The 17,603-nt window shown below is 34.9% G+C and carries 17 protein-coding genes and 1 pseudogene; 12 read left to right on the top strand and 6 right to left on the bottom strand.

Annotation, left to right across the window (positions count from 1 at the left end; all coding sequences use genetic code 11):
* The first annotated feature begins 197 nt into the window (after window positions 1-197).
* Window positions 198-413, top strand: a complete 216-nt coding sequence (locus GFJ36_RS17070; protein WP_001104093.1) for a hypothetical protein — start codon at window positions 198-200, stop codon at window positions 411-413.
* A gap of 192 nt (window positions 414-605) precedes the next feature.
* On the opposite strand, the gene GFJ36_RS17065 is transcribed toward GFJ36_RS17070, so the two are convergent.
* Entirely contained in the window at window positions 606-1,979 is a 1,374-nt protein-coding gene (locus GFJ36_RS17065) for a sensor histidine kinase (RefSeq protein WP_060486473.1), read from the bottom strand.
* Complete coding sequence (locus tag GFJ36_RS17060) at window positions 1,976-2,650, bottom strand: response regulator transcription factor (protein WP_087984229.1); 675 nt, start codon at window positions 2,648-2,650, stop codon at window positions 1,976-1,978. The genes GFJ36_RS17065 and GFJ36_RS17060 overlap by 4 nt, the downstream gene beginning before the upstream one ends.
* Window positions 2,651-2,825: 175 nt before the next feature.
* Here GFJ36_RS17060 and GFJ36_RS17055 point away from each other — a divergent pair, with 175 nt between their 5' ends.
* Entirely contained in the window at window positions 2,826-3,296 is a 471-nt protein-coding gene (locus GFJ36_RS17055) for a putative periplasmic lipoprotein (RefSeq protein ID WP_097889855.1), read from the top strand.
* A gap of 20 nt (window positions 3,297-3,316) precedes the next feature.
* Entirely contained in the window at window positions 3,317-3,640 is a 324-nt protein-coding gene (locus GFJ36_RS17050; RefSeq protein WP_141542796.1) for a PepSY domain-containing protein, read from the top strand.
* A gap of 143 nt (window positions 3,641-3,783) precedes the next feature.
* Here the strand turns inward: GFJ36_RS17050 and GFJ36_RS17045 are convergent, their stop codons facing one another.
* Window positions 3,784-4,116, bottom strand: coding sequence for a DUF1904 family protein (locus tag GFJ36_RS17045; RefSeq protein ID WP_097858685.1), 333 nt, complete (start codon window positions 4,114-4,116; stop codon window positions 3,784-3,786).
* 680 nt (window positions 4,117-4,796) lie between these two features.
* Here GFJ36_RS17045 and GFJ36_RS17040 point away from each other — a divergent pair.
* The 5 genes and pseudogenes from GFJ36_RS17040 to GFJ36_RS17020 all read left to right on the top strand — a co-directional run bounded on the left by GFJ36_RS17040 (window position 4,797) and on the right by GFJ36_RS17020 (window position 8,468).
* Window positions 4,797-4,972: pseudogene (locus tag GFJ36_RS17040) on the top strand (DUF4177 domain-containing protein).
* Between the two features lie 173 nt (window positions 4,973-5,145).
* Window positions 5,146-5,631: a hypothetical protein gene (locus GFJ36_RS17035; RefSeq protein WP_060486478.1), complete on the top strand. Its 486-nt coding sequence runs from the start codon at window positions 5,146-5,148 to the stop codon at window positions 5,629-5,631.
* A gap of 425 nt (window positions 5,632-6,056) precedes the next feature.
* The gene (locus GFJ36_RS17030; protein ID WP_000817662.1) at window positions 6,057-6,503 is read left to right on the top strand and encodes a MarR family winged helix-turn-helix transcriptional regulator; all 447 of its coding nucleotides are present in this window, start codon (window positions 6,057-6,059) and stop codon (window positions 6,501-6,503) included.
* A 32-nt stretch (window positions 6,504-6,535) separates the two neighbouring features.
* Window positions 6,536-7,480 carry an acetyl-CoA carboxylase carboxyltransferase subunit alpha gene (locus GFJ36_RS17025; protein WP_097889856.1) on the top strand — a complete coding sequence of 315 codons (945 nt, stop codon included), beginning with the start codon at window positions 6,536-6,538 and terminating at the stop codon, window positions 7,478-7,480.
* A 328-nt stretch (window positions 7,481-7,808) separates the two neighbouring features.
* A complete protein-coding gene (locus tag GFJ36_RS17020) occupies window positions 7,809-8,468 on the top strand; it encodes a serine/threonine-protein kinase (protein WP_046958052.1) in 660 nt (219 codons plus the stop codon).
* Window positions 8,469-8,746: 278 nt separating this feature from the next.
* Here the strand turns inward: GFJ36_RS17020 and GFJ36_RS17015 are convergent, their stop codons facing one another.
* On the bottom strand, window positions 8,747-9,124 hold the full coding sequence (locus GFJ36_RS17015) for a hypothetical protein (protein ID WP_097889857.1): 378 nt from the start codon (window positions 9,122-9,124) through the stop codon (window positions 8,747-8,749).
* Window positions 9,125-9,227: 103 nt separating this feature from the next.
* The gene (locus GFJ36_RS17010) at window positions 9,228-9,584 is read right to left on the bottom strand and encodes a hypothetical protein (RefSeq protein WP_097858688.1); all 357 of its coding nucleotides are present in this window, start codon (window positions 9,582-9,584) and stop codon (window positions 9,228-9,230) included.
* 370 nt (window positions 9,585-9,954) lie between these two features.
* Here GFJ36_RS17010 and GFJ36_RS29185 point away from each other — a divergent pair, with 370 nt between their 5' ends.
* Together GFJ36_RS29185 and GFJ36_RS17005 are read left to right on the top strand one after the other, a co-directional pair.
* A complete protein-coding gene (locus GFJ36_RS29185) occupies window positions 9,955-10,116 on the top strand; it encodes a hypothetical protein (RefSeq protein ID WP_033691926.1) in 162 nt (53 codons plus the stop codon).
* A gap of 265 nt (window positions 10,117-10,381) precedes the next feature.
* Window positions 10,382-10,768 (top strand): DUF1259 domain-containing protein, encoded by a 387-nt coding sequence (locus tag GFJ36_RS17005; protein WP_097858734.1) that lies wholly within the window; start codon window positions 10,382-10,384, stop codon window positions 10,766-10,768.
* A 342-nt stretch (window positions 10,769-11,110) separates the two neighbouring features.
* Here the strand turns inward: GFJ36_RS17005 and GFJ36_RS17000 are convergent, their stop codons facing one another.
* Window positions 11,111-11,713, bottom strand: a complete 603-nt coding sequence (locus tag GFJ36_RS17000) for a hypothetical protein (RefSeq protein ID WP_097889858.1) — start codon at window positions 11,711-11,713, stop codon at window positions 11,111-11,113.
* 473 nt (window positions 11,714-12,186) lie between these two features.
* On the opposite strand from GFJ36_RS17000, the gene GFJ36_RS16995 reads away from it, so the two are divergent.
* Window positions 12,187-13,665 carry a DHA2 family efflux MFS transporter permease subunit gene (locus tag GFJ36_RS16995; RefSeq protein WP_097889859.1) on the top strand — a complete coding sequence of 493 codons (1,479 nt, stop codon included), beginning with the start codon at window positions 12,187-12,189 and terminating at the stop codon, window positions 13,663-13,665.
* Window positions 13,666-14,160: 495 nt separating this feature from the next.
* Complete coding sequence (gene cypD, locus GFJ36_RS16990) at window positions 14,161-17,358, top strand: bifunctional P-450/NADPH--P450 reductase (protein ID WP_097889860.1); 3,198 nt, start codon at window positions 14,161-14,163, stop codon at window positions 17,356-17,358.
* Window positions 17,359-17,603 lie beyond the last annotated feature (245 nt).

Genomic DNA, 17,603 nt, shown 5'->3' with positions numbered 1-17,603 from the left:
CTTCTAAGAAACAAAGTAGAAAGAGATTAAGATGAAGAAACAAGTATTCAAATAGTCAATAAAATTGACATTGAATATCATTTTCACTTATTATAGAATCATTGCATTTAATTAGACATGACTTTTTTATTAATATAATAGATTTTTAATAAGGTGTCCCATTAAAGAATTTAAATGTAGGAAAGGGTAATATAAAAATGAACTGGAAAAAAGGCGGATTATGGATTATTATTTTTTTCATTGTAAAAGGTACGATTTCTACACTGTTAATCGTTACAGGTGCTAAATATTTTAATTTATCATTTATGCAACTTTTCGCACTAGTACTGATCTTATTACTGATTTCTCTCATAAGCCGAAAATTGCTGTATAAACATAAACAAAACAAAAAGCAAAAAGAGCTAAATATATAATGAAGCCCCAGAGACCTTTGGATTTCTGGGGTTTTATTTCGATAGTTTTTTCTACATGTATATCAACTTAACAGAAAAGGTTGTCCAAAATGATAAAATCGATGTTGTTTAAAATGTGTCAATTATTTTTACATAAGGATTGAAGAGAGCTTTTGAATCAATCTTTATTTGGAAGCTACAGATGCGCATAAATTATGCTTGTTTTTCCATTGGTAGTTTAAATGTAAACGTACTGCCTTCTCCTAATTTACTTTCAACTGTAATTTCTCCTCCGTGTAGTTCGACAATCCATTTTACCATCGACAATCCTAAACCTGTGTTTCCGGTGCTTGAAGATGTTCGTGCTGCGTCAACTCGATAGAAGCGGTCCCATATTTTCGTAATATGTTGCTCGCTGATGCCTATGCCATTATCGGAGACTTTACCTATTATGTTGGTTTCATCACGGAACAGTTGCATATGCACAGTGCCGTTCGCTTTGCTATAAGCAATCGCATTCGTTAGTAAATTCATTAATAAACGCATCATCAATGTTTGATCTGCTTTCATAAACAGGTCTTCCTCTATATGAGTTGTGATATCAATCGAAGCTTCTTGAACCATTAATGAAAGCTCTTCTACAACGATTTCCGTTAATTCACTCATATTGATACATTCAAATTGGAAAGTATTATGGTTTTCTTGGTCAGCTCTTGCTAATAATAAGAGTTGTGAGATTAGCGCGGACATTTTACGTGATTGCTTTAAAATTACTTCTAACGATTCTTCCATTTCTTTCGGATTATTTCTCAGTGATAAAGCGTATTCGCATTGTGAAATAATAACAGATGTGGGTGTTCTTAATTCATGAGATGCGTCAGATGTAAATTGTTTTTCACTTTCGAATGATGTCTCCAATCGCTCAAACATTTTGTCAAAGGTTTGTGCTAAATGATACATTTCGTCTTTCGGTGAACCTTGTAAATTAATTCTCTTCGAAAGGTCTTTACCATCACCAATTTTACTAGCGGAATCACTCATTTGTTGCACAGGTCGAAACGCTCTTTGCGTAATAAAATATCCTCCCACTGCGGAAATGAGAATAAGTAATGGGAATGAGATGAGTGTTACCACAATAAGCGTATTCATCGTTGATGATAATTGGTTCATGGTCATAATTCCACGAACCCAGACTTGCTCATCGCCGCCTGCATTATGGAGAAAATCATATACAATCCATTCTTTATTACCGTCTTTAATGGTTTGTATTTCATCGGATTTAAGCGATATCTTTTTATTAAAGCTTGTTGGACTATTTCCTGCCAGCAGCTCACCTTGTTTATTATAAATAATGATATTTACTCCATCTTCTAAGGGTTCAAAATCATCGTCCATCTTTAATTGTCCATGCTTATATTCAATATCTTCCATGCTTTCTTTTACTGTGCTCTTCAATTGATCTTTCATATTAAAAAGCAAAACTTTATCTGAAGAAGTTAAAATAAAAGCTAACACGAGTGCCATAATAATTACAATTAGCCCTGTATACCACAGGGTTACTTTCATTTTAATTGATAGTCTTTTCATGATTCTACTCGCAATACATAACCAGTTCCTCGTATTGTATGAATTAACTTCGTTTCAAACTGGCTATCAATTTTTTTACGAAGATAGCGGACGTAAACATCAATAATATTCGAGCCACCTTCATAGTCGTAATTCCACACATGTTGTTCAATTTTATCTCGTGTCAGCACAACGTCTTTATTACGAATCATATATTCTAAAATAGCAAATTCTTTACTGGAAAGAGTGATAACTTGGCCTCCTCTTGTTACTTTATGCATATTGCAGTCTACCACTAGGTCAGCGATTTCAAACACATTAGATGTGCTTCCTGTATTTCTTCGCATTAACACTCGAATTCTTGCTAGCAGTTCGTCAAAAGCAAACGGCTTTACTAAATAATCGTCTGCACCTAAGTCGAGTCCTGTTACGCGATCATCAATTGTATCTTTAGCTGTAAGAAGCAAGACAGGGGTTGTATGATTGTCCGCGCGTAATCTTTGTAATACTTGTAAGCCATCTATTCCGGGAATCATAATGTCAAGTACAATCAAATCGTAGGTAGCCATGTTTATATAATCTAAGGCATCTTCTCCATTCCCACATGCATCGACACTATAATGTTCAGCATTTAATCGTTTTACTAATATATTTTGTAAGTCTTGTTCATCTTCGACAATAAGAACTCGCATTACCATTCTCCTTTTCTTCTTATTAATATGTATCACTATAATTCAAAAACATTAAAGAAAGATTAGAAACTATTTAATTATATCATTTTATTTTTTTGTACATTAATCTTCCTTTAATGTTTGTTCAGTAATATAAAGGCAAGGATAAGGTGCACATGTAAAGGGAGGAAACAGAATGAGAAAGTGGATGTTGATTGGAGCATTCTCTTCTGTATTGTTAACAGCTTGTTCTACTCAAGCTGATAACAATACAGAAGTACAACAACTGAAAGTGGAAAATGATACATTGCAAAAAGAAAGTGCTCAACTACAAAAAGAATCAATCAAAACACAAGCTGCTGCGAATGATACGAAGCAAATACAAGATTTCAAAAACGAAGTCACATCTATCGTTGAAAAGGCAAATAACACGAAACCAGTTGGAGCAAAGGAAGAAAACTTAAATACGTACTTAGCAGCAAAAAAAGAAATTGATCAATTAGATGACAAAATAGATCTATCTGATAATCAGCTAGAAGCAGATTATCATGCTGGAACGATAACTATTGAACAATATAAAGCGCAAGAAAGAGAACACGATATACTGGAAGATCAATTAGAGCAAGCAGAAAATGCGCTTGAAGCAAGATTTGGAATAGATGATTAATCATGAAGGAGTGGATGAAAATGTTAAAACATAAAAAGAAAATAATGATAAGTGTAATTGCTATTTTAGTAAGTGGTATTGCTATTGTTGGGGGATATTATGGTATGGGTTACAATTATGCAAAAAAGAATGAAAACTACACAGAGAAACAAGTTCGTGAAATTTCTTTATCTCATACAAAAGGAGAAATTATTAATGTGAAAAAAGAATTCGAATTAGAAGATGACAACTTAGCACAATCTACATTTGAATATGAAGTGGAAATTAAGACACCTGATAATCTGTTAAATAGTTTAAAAGTTAGTGCTAGAACAGGTACAATAGAAATCAATAGTGAAGATTAAAAAAATATCGCATATTTGAAAAAACTCCTAACAAAATTTGTTAGGAGTTTTTTCATGTTTTGTGTTTGGATATTCGCTTTTCTTAGCATGATGGCAATGTAGTTCTACCCCTTATAAATGTTACAAAAATCTTTCAAATAGTTCTAACTTGCACAATGCTTCCCGTTAATATAATACGCTGATTCTGTGAAAACCGTAAATACAACCTCTACTTCTGGAAGGCCAAAATCCATTACATATGTAGTAATGGCCTTGGCAAATCGATCACGAATTTCCTGTCCACGCTCGAACCATTTCACTTCAATAAGAGGAAACGCTTCTATTTCTTCTCCATTGAATACAAACGTAGAACTTGGTAGTTCCAACGTAAAATTATCCGTACCACACTCACAAATCTCTGCGAGCTCTTCTATTAATGGCTTGCTTATGCATTTTAATTGTTCAGTAGTAATTCCACGAAACACAACATGCGGCATGTGAATCCCTCCGTTAGATAGCTTTATATTTGCTCACATCATAACACAATTTATTTTGCTGCACTAACATCTATTGGTACATTTCAATGACATTCTTAAGAATGTCATATGTTATTGAAGCAATACATGTATTGTAACTATTTAAAACATTTGAGAGCTCGGTAATTGGGTAAATAAAAAAAGCCTTATCATTCTCCTTGTAAGGAGGTATGAGGGGGAGGCCTCTATTATGAAAGGGATGGTGCGCTTATATATTTTAAAAAGAAAAGACACCCTAAGGTGCCTTCCTCCGACTTGATAACCACTTTAATTTTAATAACATTGGATTCCCATCCGAATACTATTTTACCACGTTAAATAATGTTGGTCATTGAGAAAGTCAAATACGTAGCGTTCATATATAGTGACCCCTAGGAGTATGCAAAATTTAATACAATTTTTTTGTTGATCCAACAACAAAAAAGAACCCTAAAACCGTGCCAGGATAGGAATGTATAAAAAAATGCATAGGTCGATAGAACAAAGAAAGGAGGTTCCCTTGTAAGGGGAAGATTCCTCCTTGTCCTTGCTACTGATAATGATGCGTTATGTTAACTCCATATGTATAGAGTATACAGTCAAAAAAGTACAATACATCGCTTCTTCTAAATGGTACAATTAGGGAAAAGGGGTGGAAGAATATGTATGATTACAAATTTGTGAAAGTCGAAATTGATGGAAAGGGCAACCCAAAGAAGATTATAAGCGTATTATTATAGAACATGCTGAGGATGGTTGGGAATTTGTTCAAGTCCTTACGCTAACACTCGCAGGATATACGACTTCTTTGGAGATTATCTTTAAACGAACCATTTGACAAGTATTTAGAGGGGATAAGTGATGTGAACGATATATATTTAAAAGAGATTGAAGACGTTGCTGAAACAATAGGAAAATAGGTAAAATAAACGATATTTGTAGTGCCAAATAAAATGGAAACAAATATAAAAGTGGAAAGAATAGAAAAAGCATTTTAAAACAAAGGGGTATATGTCAATGAAACGTAAGATTTTATCTTTTTTAGTAGTTCCAATGTTAATGTTAACTGGGGTTGGATGTGAGACAAAGGTTAAGAAAGATGAAGCAATGGAAGCTTCTGTTAAACAGAATAAAAAAGAAGACTTCAGTAAAAACCTAGAATATTTAATGAAAGATTTCTCCGAACAATCTAAGGAAATAGACGGTATTGTAAAAAGTAGCAAGTCAATGAAGAAAAAGTCAGAAGAGTTAAAAGAAGTATCTAAACCTTATTTAGAGTTAGTGGAAAAAATAAGTAAGTTAGAGTATAAAGAAAAAGATCACCCAGTACAACATAATGTAGGTGTAGCGATGATTCATGTAAAAGATGGAGTGGCAATCATACAAGAAGGTTTAGATAAGGGTAAAGAAAATGAAGTTGATGCTGGGGTTGAAAGATTAGAGACTGCTTCTAAGTTAATAGATAAAGCAAACAAAGAATTAAAAAAATCTAAGTAACCTAACTATAGGGGAATGTGTTATATCTACAGGCCATCCTATAATTAATGAATCCTAAAGCTTAATACCATTTAAAATACCGGTTCTAATAAGAACCGGTATTTTAAATGGTATTATTTTGAAGTACACACTAAATGAAAATTCTCTTTCTCTACAATTAGTTATTTTGAGAATTCAACTCATTTTTTTCTTTTTGGGGGTATTTACTTTTCTTAGCTTGATTGCGATGAGCGGTACCCCATAAAGGCCCCTGATACATAATTGATGTTCTGCCATTTGTAGAAAACAATCCACTTATACCATTTTAACAAGAAGAAATATCTCGTCCATGTTGTAATATTGGCTTACGTTAAGCTTGTGAAAAAAACATATTCATGTATAATGCAATTGATGTATGATACATTAGTTGTAGGAGGGTGACCTTTTTGAAAAGAGAAGATGCTTTAAAACTAAGAACAGATATTAAGAAAATGATTATAATAACTGGGGTTTTTGAATCTCAAAATTTGCCCAATGGACCATTTGAAAAACCTTTACCAACTTCTCAAATGATGGCGTTAGAGGAACTAGAGGTGGAAAAATTAACTGTTTGGCAACTATCCAATAAACTTAGATTAGAGACTTCAACTGTAAGTAGATTGGTAGATAAGTTAGTAAAAAAGGGGCTTATTTATCGTGAAGTAAATGAAAAAAATAGAAGAGAACTTTTTCTGCACCTCACAGAAAAAGGTCACATAACTGTTAATTGCTTAAGAGAGCAATCCATTACATTTTATCAAAGTATTCTCAATAATTTATCAGAATCAGAACAAAAAATAGTTGTGGATGGTTTTGAATTATTTATTGATTCTATTTCTAAGCCTTTTGATTAGAGTGAGGTAAGTCATAACATTTGGAGGATAAAATGAGTTTGCATTTTGAACGTCCTATTATTGAATTAAAAGAGAAATTTGATGAATTAAAGAAAATTATGAAAGAAAATAATGTAGATTTATCGTCAGAAATTCATGAATTAGAAAAACGTTTAAATAAAATGCAAGATAAAATTTATTCTAATATTACACCTTTTCAACGAGTTCAAATTGCAAGGCTACGTAACAGACCCACGACATTGGACTATATACCTTTATTGTTTACAAACTTTCTCGAACTTCATGGTGATCGATTATATGGTGATGATAAAGCAATGATAGGTGGTATTGCAAAATTTAAAGGAATGCCCGTTACGGTTATTGGTCATCAAAGAGGTAGAAATACAAAGGAAAGTATAGAAAGAAATTTTGGAATGGCACATCCAGAAGGTTATAGAAAAGCGCTAAGACTTATGAAACAAGCTGATAAATTTAATCGCCCTATTATTACATTTATTGATACAATAGGCGCCTATCCAGGGATAGGGTCTGAAGAACGTGGAATTTCTGAAGCGATAGCTCGAAATCTATTTGAAATGACTACACTTAAAGTGCCAATTGTTTGTATTGTAATTGGAGAGGCATCAAGTGGTGGAGCTCTTGGCATTAGTGTCGGTAACCATATCCATATGTTAGAGTATTCATGGTACTCGGTAATTTCGCCAGAAGGAGCAGCATCTATCCTATGGAAGGACGCTAAGTATGCTCCAGAAGCTGCTGAACATATGAAAATTTCAGCAAAAGATTTAAAACATTTAGGAATTATTGATGAAATCATTCCTGAAATTAAAGGTGGAGCACAAAATGATATAAAATCACAGGCAAAAATGATTGAATCTGTAATCGAATCATCTCTAAAAAAATTGATACTATCATCCTCGGAAGAGCTTATACAACAGCGATATGAAAAGTATAGACAAATAGAGAATTATAAATGAAAGTATTTAAAGTCCGTATTACATTTCGGAGGATTATCACAAAAAATTCTAAATATTTTGTAAGTAACCTCTTGAACTGGGATATGCTGATACTATTACTCTACAAAAGATGTGTGATCGATATGGAAAAGGAAAATTTGTTCAAATGGAAGCATTATCACATACCCATCAACTTAAGAAATTGATTGTTCCCCAAAACGAAAAAATGAGCTGAATTCTCATAAATAACTGTAAAAAGGTGAAAATTTCGTTATGGGGGGGGTATCTCAAAAGCTTAGGTTGATGGCAATGGGGTGGGCCCCCTTTTAGCAAAACCGGAGTGGAAATGATGAGTATAAACAGTTTTGTGAGATTGATAAAGGACGAATTATTAAAAGAGGTAAGCATTAGAAGTGAGGATGAATTCGAGCCTGTAATAGTTAAAGATATTCCTAGACTTTGGCAGTGTTTAGGAATAGGTAATTATGCCGCAGTATTTTTGCATAAAGAGTACAAAGATTGGGTAGTGAAAGTTTACGCACGAGAAGGAGAAGGAATTGAAAAAGAGTCGGAAGTATACCGAAGAATCGGAAACCATCCTTCTTATTCGAAGCTTATATATAAAGGAGAAAATTTCATAGTATTGAAACGTTTAAAAGAAATTACCTTATACGATGCTATTCATAAGGGGATTAAAATTCCTAAGCAGGTGATCCTTGATATCAATGAAGCTTTAGAGTATGCAAGGGAACAAGGATTAACTCCTTGTGACGTTCACGGAAAAAATGTGATGATGGAAAACGGAAGGGGATATGTAGTCGATGTATCTGATTTCTTAAAAACAAAAGAAGATAGTAAGTGGAGAGACCTAGAAAAGGCATATTTTATATTTTATTTGCCTTTCATTTATAAATTTCCTTTCCCTGTTAAAGTACCGTATTTTATGTTAAACATTGTTAGACGTTCGTATAGAAAATATAAGAAGTTTAAAAAGAAATTCAAATTGTAAAAGGACCACATACTTATCTTTAGGCTAGGTAAGTGAACCACTAGTAAACAAAAGGACCTTACATTTTAGATATGTCTAATATGTAAGGTCCTAATTTTATAACTTTATGAAGTAAGCTTTACATTTCCTTTTTTCACGCAATTACTTATTTTCTTCCTCAAACCCTCTATTCTTTTTCTTGTTTATTTCGCAAGAATTGATGCGTTATTTGAGCTCTGTTTGGTTATACAGTGTGGTTTTACTACTCCAGATTCTATTTGCCACACTCTTGAAGTTAATTATATTTTTCGACGTACTAAATAAAAAGCTAAGGACCCCATAATTACAGGTGCAACGAAATCAAAGAAATGGGAAAAATTAAAAGGAAAAAGCAAAAGAAATGGTATAAGTGTATAGAGAACTGCTTGTCCTATAAATACAGGGATTCCAAATTGAAATTCTCTACATCGCTTGATTTTCCTGTATAACACTTCCCCGATTAGACAAGCTATAAGAGCTGGTATACTACCATAAGTGAAGATCGTTTTAATGAATCCTAATACAACGTTCGGGTGAATAAAGCTAGGATGAGAAATATATGAAATCAAGAACCATCCAAAAATAAAAGCAAACAGACTTGCAACATAACTAATTACAAATTTTGTCAACGTAATCATCCTCACAGTTTTCTAATATTAACTCCATTGTATGACATGAAATCCTATTATTGGTAGCGAGAAAAAAGCGAATCCCTACTCTAAAAAGTATCCACTCATCCTTCTATACTTGTTTTATTTTCTTTGCTCTAGCAAACTTCCAAAAAGCTGCAAGTAGTATGAGCAGCGGTATTCCCTGAATAAAGAGAAATCCTCCCAAAAAATAAAGTGCACGACTAACTAGAGGAGGAGCTGTTGCCGACTCACCCGCGAAATAAGCCCCATAATTAGCCGCTACACCTGCATAATCAGCTATCCCACCTATAAGAAAAGCCGCTGGAATTATGATTAAATTTATCCCTAAACAGATCATTATTGAAGATAGGTTTTTAGCCTTAATTTTTGGTGAAACAGACAAGAAAAATAAGAATATTGCAGTGCCGTTTATAAGAAGTAGTGTTATTACAAAATAAATTCCCATAATATCCCTCCATGATTTTAATTGTACCATCAGCAAGGATAACTTTGTATAAATTTGGATGGATAAGGTCTTCATGTGAGGTTAACGTAACGTCTCATTAACAGTAGTCAATGATGCATATAATTTTCGTTTCTGCTTTCTTGTCTGATCTAGATAGCGGTGGGGTGAGTCAGAAATTGTGAAACACACTCTTAAGTTATTTAATATGAAAAATTGAAATTCTCCTTCTGTAATTTATTCAAATGACTCAATCTCCGCATCTTTTGAATGCCCTGAAAGTGCTAAACATATGCAAAATAATTAACTATCCCATGCAAGAAAGTTAGGCTAGTTAATCGCATATGTTTTATGGAAGGGGTGTGATTGAACTATGGAACGACCGAATTGGGGAATTGGAGGATTAGTATTTGTTGGCTGTATGTTTCTTGGTGGAGGAGTGGGATCTATGTTAGGTAATGCTCAAACTGGATGGCTCATAGGAATGGGTGTTGGATTTCTTGGGATGGCTTTAACGAGACTGATCAGAAAGTAATATAACGGAGATTCTTAATACCATAAGAGCTCGATACATTACAGTTAGAAGCTTTTTTTATATAGGTCTCCATACATAGATAGGATTTTCAAGTCGCAGGATGGCACCTTAGGGTGTATTTTTTATGCTTTCTAAAAATATATTACCATATAATGGAATTCGTTAGGTTCTGATAATCTTTTTTGTAATAGAATAGATTCATTACCGTTTCAGACCTTTGTATTCATTCATAACCTAATAGTAAAAGGGGGGGATGATGGAAGGTATGGCGTGTAATGATGAATTAATTTGTCAACAGTTTGCAAGAATTATTGGTGGTCAAGAAGGATTTGCCGGTGGAAAATGCGTGGCAACGATAAACCGGGATGAAATAAAGGCAACAATCTTAGGGAAACGTTTTAGGGTAACAAGTTCTTTCTCATTCGAATCAAGAGATCAAAAAACTGGACGGGCATTATGTTTAGGACGGGTAGCGCTCTTACAAAAAGAAGTCAATGGATTTGTTGCTACAATTATTAAACAAGGAATAATCGTTTCGTCTATACACAATGAGTGGTTATGTGATGATCCAAATTTAATCTACGTTAATATTGAAGACGTTGATGATCCGCTAAGCTTCGCAAGGAAAGTTAGAATAGCGTTATGTAATTAATTAACAAGTTTCTTTCGTTAAATGAGATGCTATTACATGCGGATTTTCAGTCGACTTTGGATGAACAGGAAAAAGATTCTATAAAGATTTGAATACTTTTCAAATAAATTAAAATTAAAAACCCGGTTCTTTTGTAAAGGAACCGGGTTTTTGCGTTTTGTTGGTGCTACCACACCTCTATAAAGTTATTAGATACAAGATAATAGATGTTTTTATAATTTGAAAGACGAGGAAACGAATTTGGAGGGAGTATTGAAAGCATGTTTAAGAAGATGGAATCAATGGAGAAAAGGAACTGGTTTTTAAGTCGGGGCTATGGACCTATCCTCTCGTTCTAATCCACTAAAAGAAGAACTTCCCCATACCCATTAGACTACTAAGCATTCCAATTCCATTCATAGTGCCTTTTCCTACTGTAAGTAAGTTTCCAAGCATTCCTGGCTGGCCGTAACCTCCGTTATTCCCCCATCCCATGGGACTTATCTGTCCTCCCCATCCTGGAGGGTTTCCCAAAATACCCCAGTTATTATTGGTATTAAAATTAAAAGCTTTAGCTGGTGGCGATAGTAAAGCGGCGAGATGACCTTGTGCGAACATCCCTGTATGATTGAATGGTTGAGCCCAGGGTAAGGGAGGTTTTGGGAAATTACCTGCATGGCCTGGTAATGGAGTCCAATTAGCAGGATGTCCTTGGGGCATCATCCCTGCATAATGGATTGGCTGACCTAAAGAGAAGGGAAGGGGCTCGGGATTGAAACCCGTATAGTTGGCTGGTGAATCCCAACCAAATGGATAGACTCGACAACTCCAATTCTCAGGAATCTTCACATCATTCATTCCCTCAGCTTTAGCTATTTGGGGCTGTAAATATAATGATGACATTGCAATTTGGTTATTATATTGCTCTCCATTTCCCTCTGAATTCAAATACCAATATTGGTGCATAAGTTTATTCCCCTCACTTTAAAAATGTAATGTTAGACTTAGCCTATGTAATATTCCTTTTTATGGATGGTTACATAACTAGATTTACAAGCCTGTATTTAAAGGAATAGGTGTATTGACTTGTTGATGTATCCCGCAATTTGTGGGCAATAAGACAACTCCACCTCAAAATTCAGTGAAAGCGGCTGCCTGTAAAAGCACCACTGATTAAAGTTTCACTTTATTTTAAGGGTATTTTCAATTGCTCCTTTTGTTTAATTCAGCCTAATTTAATTTCGGTTAACAAACGTGTTTATAAAGGTTTAATCAGTAAAAAAATTTTAACATTTTATGTCGAGCAAGTAGAATTGCTAAAAAGAGAATATCCATTCGAAGAGTTTGGCAAAATACTGCAAGGGTAATATATTCTCGTGCAAATATGCAAACGAGTTAAATTAATCAATGGAATTGATAATGAAGGGGCAAATAAATATATGAGTGAAACGTTACATAAAAGAAAACCACCATATGTAATGCTTGTAATCCTTTTTATTGGGGCATTTGTTTCATTTCTAAATAACTCACTTTTAAATGTAGCCTTGCCATCAATAATGAAGGATTTAGACATTAAAGATTATTCAACGATTCAGTGGCTTTCTACAGGGTATATGCTTGTAAGTGGTATATTAATTCCGGCATCAGCATTTTTAATAACCCGATTTTCCAATAGGAGCTTATTTATTACATCTATGATGATTTTTATTCTTGGTACGGCCTTAGCGGCTGTAGCACCGAACTTCGATTTATTACTTACTGGCCGGATGGTTCAAGCAGCAGGTTCTTCAGTCATGGGGCCTTTGTTAATGAATATTATGCTAGTAAGCTTTCCAAGAGAAAAAAGGGGAACAGCAATGGGGATTTTTGGATTAGTTATGATTACAGCCCCAGCAATTGGACCGACACTATCGGGGTATATTGTAGAGTATTATGACTGGCGTTTGCTGTTTGAAATGATATTACCGTTAGCAATCATTAGCTTACTGTTAGGGATTTGGAAATCGGAGAATGTCATGAGGCAAAATAAAAATGCAAAACTTGATTATCTCTCATTATTATTATCTTCTGTCGGTTTTGGCGGTCTGTTGTATGGATTCAGTTCTGCAAGTTCCGATGGTTGGACGAATAAAGTGGTCTTAACAACCTTAATCATAGGCGCTATTGCCTTAATTGCTTTCATTATCCGTCAATTAAAAATGAATGAACCTTTATTGGATTTACGTGTTTACAAGTACCCAATGTTTGCACTTGCGTCTGTAATTGCAATTGTCAATGCAGTGGCCATGTTTTCGGGTATGATTTTAACACCAGCTTATGTACAAAATGTCCGCGGTATTTCACCGCTGAGCTCTGGGCTGATGATGCTTCCAGGTGCGGTAATAATGGGAGTTATGTCACCAATTACAGGTAAACTATTTGATAAATATGGCCCTCGGATTCTTGGTATAGTAGGACTTTCTATTACAGCCGTTTCAACTTATATGCTGGCAAACCTGCAAATTGACTCTAGTCACACACATATTATTCTTATTTATACACTGCGGATGTTTGGGATGGCGATGGTGATGATGCCACTTATGACAAATGGCCTTAATCAATTGCCAACTCGCTTAAATCCGCACGGTACAGCTGTTAATAATACAGCTCAACAAGTGTCCGGTTCAATTGGTACTGCTATTCTTGTTACGATTATGAATTCTGTAACAAAAACAAAAGCTGAAAGTCTAATGTCTGAATTAGATCCAACAACCTTCACAGAAGCTACGAAGGCAATGTTAACTCAGAAGGCTTTATTATCCGGAATTCAATATTCATTCTATGTAGCGCTTGGCATGAACATTGTTGCACTACTATTAGTTTTTTTCGTGAAACGTGTAGATACAAGTGTGGAAGCTGTCGAGAGGTTAAATCGGTAGAGCAAAATAAAACTTTAGATTATAATTTCTACAAGTTTTTAATGTTTAGTTAGACTATGAAGAAATGCAAATTTCTGCTGCTAAGGCGCTGGTATTTAAATTTGGAAAAGAACCAGTGAAATAATTATATATAGTAAAAAGGATCTGATATTCATATCAGATCCTTTTTCATTAGCAACACAGTATACTTACTTATCGTATTTGTTTGAATTGACATTAGAAACTACTGGTTTTCCTAATACTACAATCTTTAGCTCTCAAATTCTGATAAACATTATAATAATACGCTTCATTTTCATTTAGTATTTTTTCTGCAAGTTATACATGTAATAGCGACAAACAACTTAGATTAACAACCTTATAAGCAATATCATAATCGTGAATAGTTAGGGAAAAGATAAAATAAGGTAATCAATTACATATCTTTATCCCAGGCGATTCATTGTTTATTGAATGGGATATTTTATTTTATGTTTTTTTGAAAGGGTGTTTTTAATGGATAAAAAAGTATCTGCCATTCCTCAACCGAAAACATATGGATTGCTGGGGAATCTCCCATTAATCGATAAAGATAAACCCACCTTATCTTTTATCAAGATAGCGGAAGAGTATGGTCCTATTTTTCAAATTCAAACTTTAAGTGATACCATCATTGTCGTTTCTGGGCATGAACTGGTAGCAGAAGTCTGTGACGAAACAAGATTTGATAAAAGTATAGAGGGTGCTTTAGCGAAAGTTCGCGCCTTTGCTGGAGACGGATTATTTACAAGTGAGACTCATGAGCCTAACTGGAAAAAAGCTCATAATATTTTGATGCCTACATTCAGCCAACGAGCAATGAAAGATTATCATGCTATGATGGTCGATCTTGCCGTACAACTCGTTCAAAAATGGGCACGGCTTAATCCGAATGAAAGCGTAGATGTACCGGAGGATATGACTCGCCTTACATTGGATACAATTGGTCTATGTGGTTTTAATTATCGATTTAATAGCTTTTATCGTGAGACCCCTCATCCTTTTATTACTAGCATGAGCCGTGCTCTAGATGAGGCGATGCACCAATTACAGCGGCTGGATATAGAAGACAAAATCATGTGGAGAACGAAACGTCAATTTCAGCATGATATTCAATCTATGTTTTCCTTAGTGGATAATATTATTGCTGAACGTAAAAGTAGTGGAAATCAGGAAGAAAATGATTTACTTTCCCGTATGTTAAATGTGCAGGATCCGGAAACTGGTGAAAAATTAGATGATGAAAATATTCGTTTCCAAATTATCACTTTTTTAATAGCTGGGCATGAAACAACAAGTGGATTATTATCTTTTGCAATCTATTTTTTATTAAAGAATCCGGATAAATTGAAAAAAGCCTATGAAGAAGTAGATCGGGTTTTGACAGATCCTACTCCAACATACCAACAAGTTATGAAACTTAAGTATATACGGATGATTTTAAATGAATCGCTACGTCTATGGCCTACTGCTCCAGCATTCAGTCTCTATGCAAAAGAAGATACAGTGATTGGTGGGAAATATCCAATTAAGAAAGGAGAAGATCGTATTTCTGTTCTTATTCCACAGTTACATAGGGATAAAAACGCGTGGGGAGACAATGTGGAAGAATTCCAACCTGAACGATTTGAAGATCTGGATAAGGTTCCTCATCATGCTTATAAGCCATTTGGAAATGGTCAACGGGCATGTATCGGTATGCAGTTTGCACTTCATGAAGCTACACTCGTAATGGGAATGCTTCTTCAACATTTTGAATTCATTGATTATCAAGACTATCAGCTGGATGTAAAACAAACATTAACGTTAAAGCCTGGTGATTTTAAAATTAGGATTCTACCCCGAAATCAAACTATTAGCCATACTACTGTTCTTGCGCCTATAGAAGAGAAACTGAAAAACCATGAAACCAAGCAGCAAGTTCAGAAGACTCCTTCTATTATTGGGGCCGATAATCTTTCGCTTCTTGTTCTATATGGATCGGATACAGGGGTAGCAGAAGGTATTGCCAGAGAACTAGCAGATACAGCTAGTTTAGAAGGTGTTCAAACGGAAGTGGTAGCTCTTAACGATCGAATTGGAAGTCTGCCAAAAGAAGGGGCGGTTCTTATTGTAACTTCTTCTTATAATGGAAAACCGCCAAGTAATGCAGGGCAGTTTGTGCAATGGTTGGAAGAATTAAAACCGGATGAGCTAAAAGGTGTTCAATACGCAGTTTTTGGTTGTGGAGATCATAATTGGGCTAGTACTTATCAGCGAATTCCAAGATACATTGATGAGCAAATGGCTCAAAAAGGAGCAACAAGATTTTCTACACGTGGAGAAGCGGATGCAAGTGGTGATTTCGAGGAACAGCTCGAGCAATGGAAACAAAGCATGTGGTCTGATGCGATGAAGGCATTTGGATTGGAACTTAACAAAAACATTGAGAGAGAACGCAGTACATTAAGTTTACAATTTGTTAGTCGTCTTGGAGGATCTCCTCTGGCGCGAACATATGAAGCAGTTTATGCGTCTATACTAGAAAATCGTGAACTTCAATCATCTAGCAGTGAAAGAAGCACGCGACATATTGAGATATCCTTGCCAGAAGGCGCTACGTATCAAGAAGGTGACCACCTTGGTGTGCTGCCAATTAATAGTGAGAAAAATGTCAACCGAATTTTAAAACGCTTTGGATTAAATGGGAAGGATCAAGTCATACTGAGTGCAAGTGGACGAAGTGTAAATCACATACCTTTAGACAGTCCTGTTAGTTTATTTGACCTTCTTAGTTATAGTGTAGAAGTGCAAGAAGCAGCCACTCGAGCACAAATACGAGAAATGGTGACATTCACAGCATGCCCTCCTCATAAAAAGGAATTGGAATCATTATTGGAAGAGGGAGTTTATCATGAACAAATATTAAAGAAACGTATGTCAATGTTGGATCTTCTTGAAAAGTATGAGGCTTGTGAAATCCGATTTGAACGCTTTTTAGAACTTCTTCCTGCGCTCAAACCGCGTTACTATTCTATTTCAAGCTCTCCACTCGTTGCACAGGATCGTCTGAGCATTACGGTTGGGGTTGTTAATGCACCTGCATGGAGTGGGGTAGGGACATATGAAGGAGTCGCTTCTAATTATTTAGCTCAGCGTCATAATAAAGATGAGATTATCTGTTTCATTCGAACGCCACAATCGAACTTTCAATTACCTGAAAATCCAGAAACACCAATTATCATGGTTGGACCAGGTACTGGAATTGCACCATTCCGTGGATTCTTGCAAGCGCGTCGTGTTCAAAAGCAAAAAGGTATGAACTTAGGACAAGCACATCTATATTTTGGTTGCCGTCATCCTGAAAAAGATTATCTCTATCGTACAGAACTAGAAAATGATGAAAGAGATGGATTAATCTCGTTACACACAGCTTTTTCTCGCCTGGAAGGACATCCTAAAACATATGTACAGCATTTAATAAAACAAGATAGAAGCAATTTAATTTCGCTATTAGATAATGGAGCTCATCTTTATATATGTGGTGATGGAAGTAAAATGGCTCCTGACGTAGAAGACACCCTTTGTCAAGCATATCAAGAAATTCATGAAGTAAGGGAACAAGAGGCAAGGGATTGGTTGGATTCTTTGCAAGATGAAGGGCGATATGGAAAAGATGTTTGGGCTGGAATCTAAATTCTTCTTAATTAGATAAGTACTATTTCATTCACGAACTTCTTTCGACTAAGTATAATTTTAAACAAAATAAACTGATTTATAAAAACCCTGTATTTTTTATTGAATATGGGGTTTTCTTATTTTTAAATAAAAGGGACGTATATGTTGATTCAAAATCCAATAATCTTTATGCTTTATATACACAACATGGTAGATTTGACTTAATAAAAAGAGGAAACATCAGGGAGAAGTAGACTTTAATT

The sequence above is a fragment of the Bacillus sp. EE-W1 genome (assembly GCF_009760835.1).
GTDB classification, from domain to species: Bacteria; Bacillota; Bacilli; order Bacillales; family Bacillaceae_G; genus Bacillus_A; species Bacillus_A wiedmannii.
Note: the sequence above shows the minus strand (reverse complement) of the source record. Positions and strands in the feature narration are given on the sequence as shown.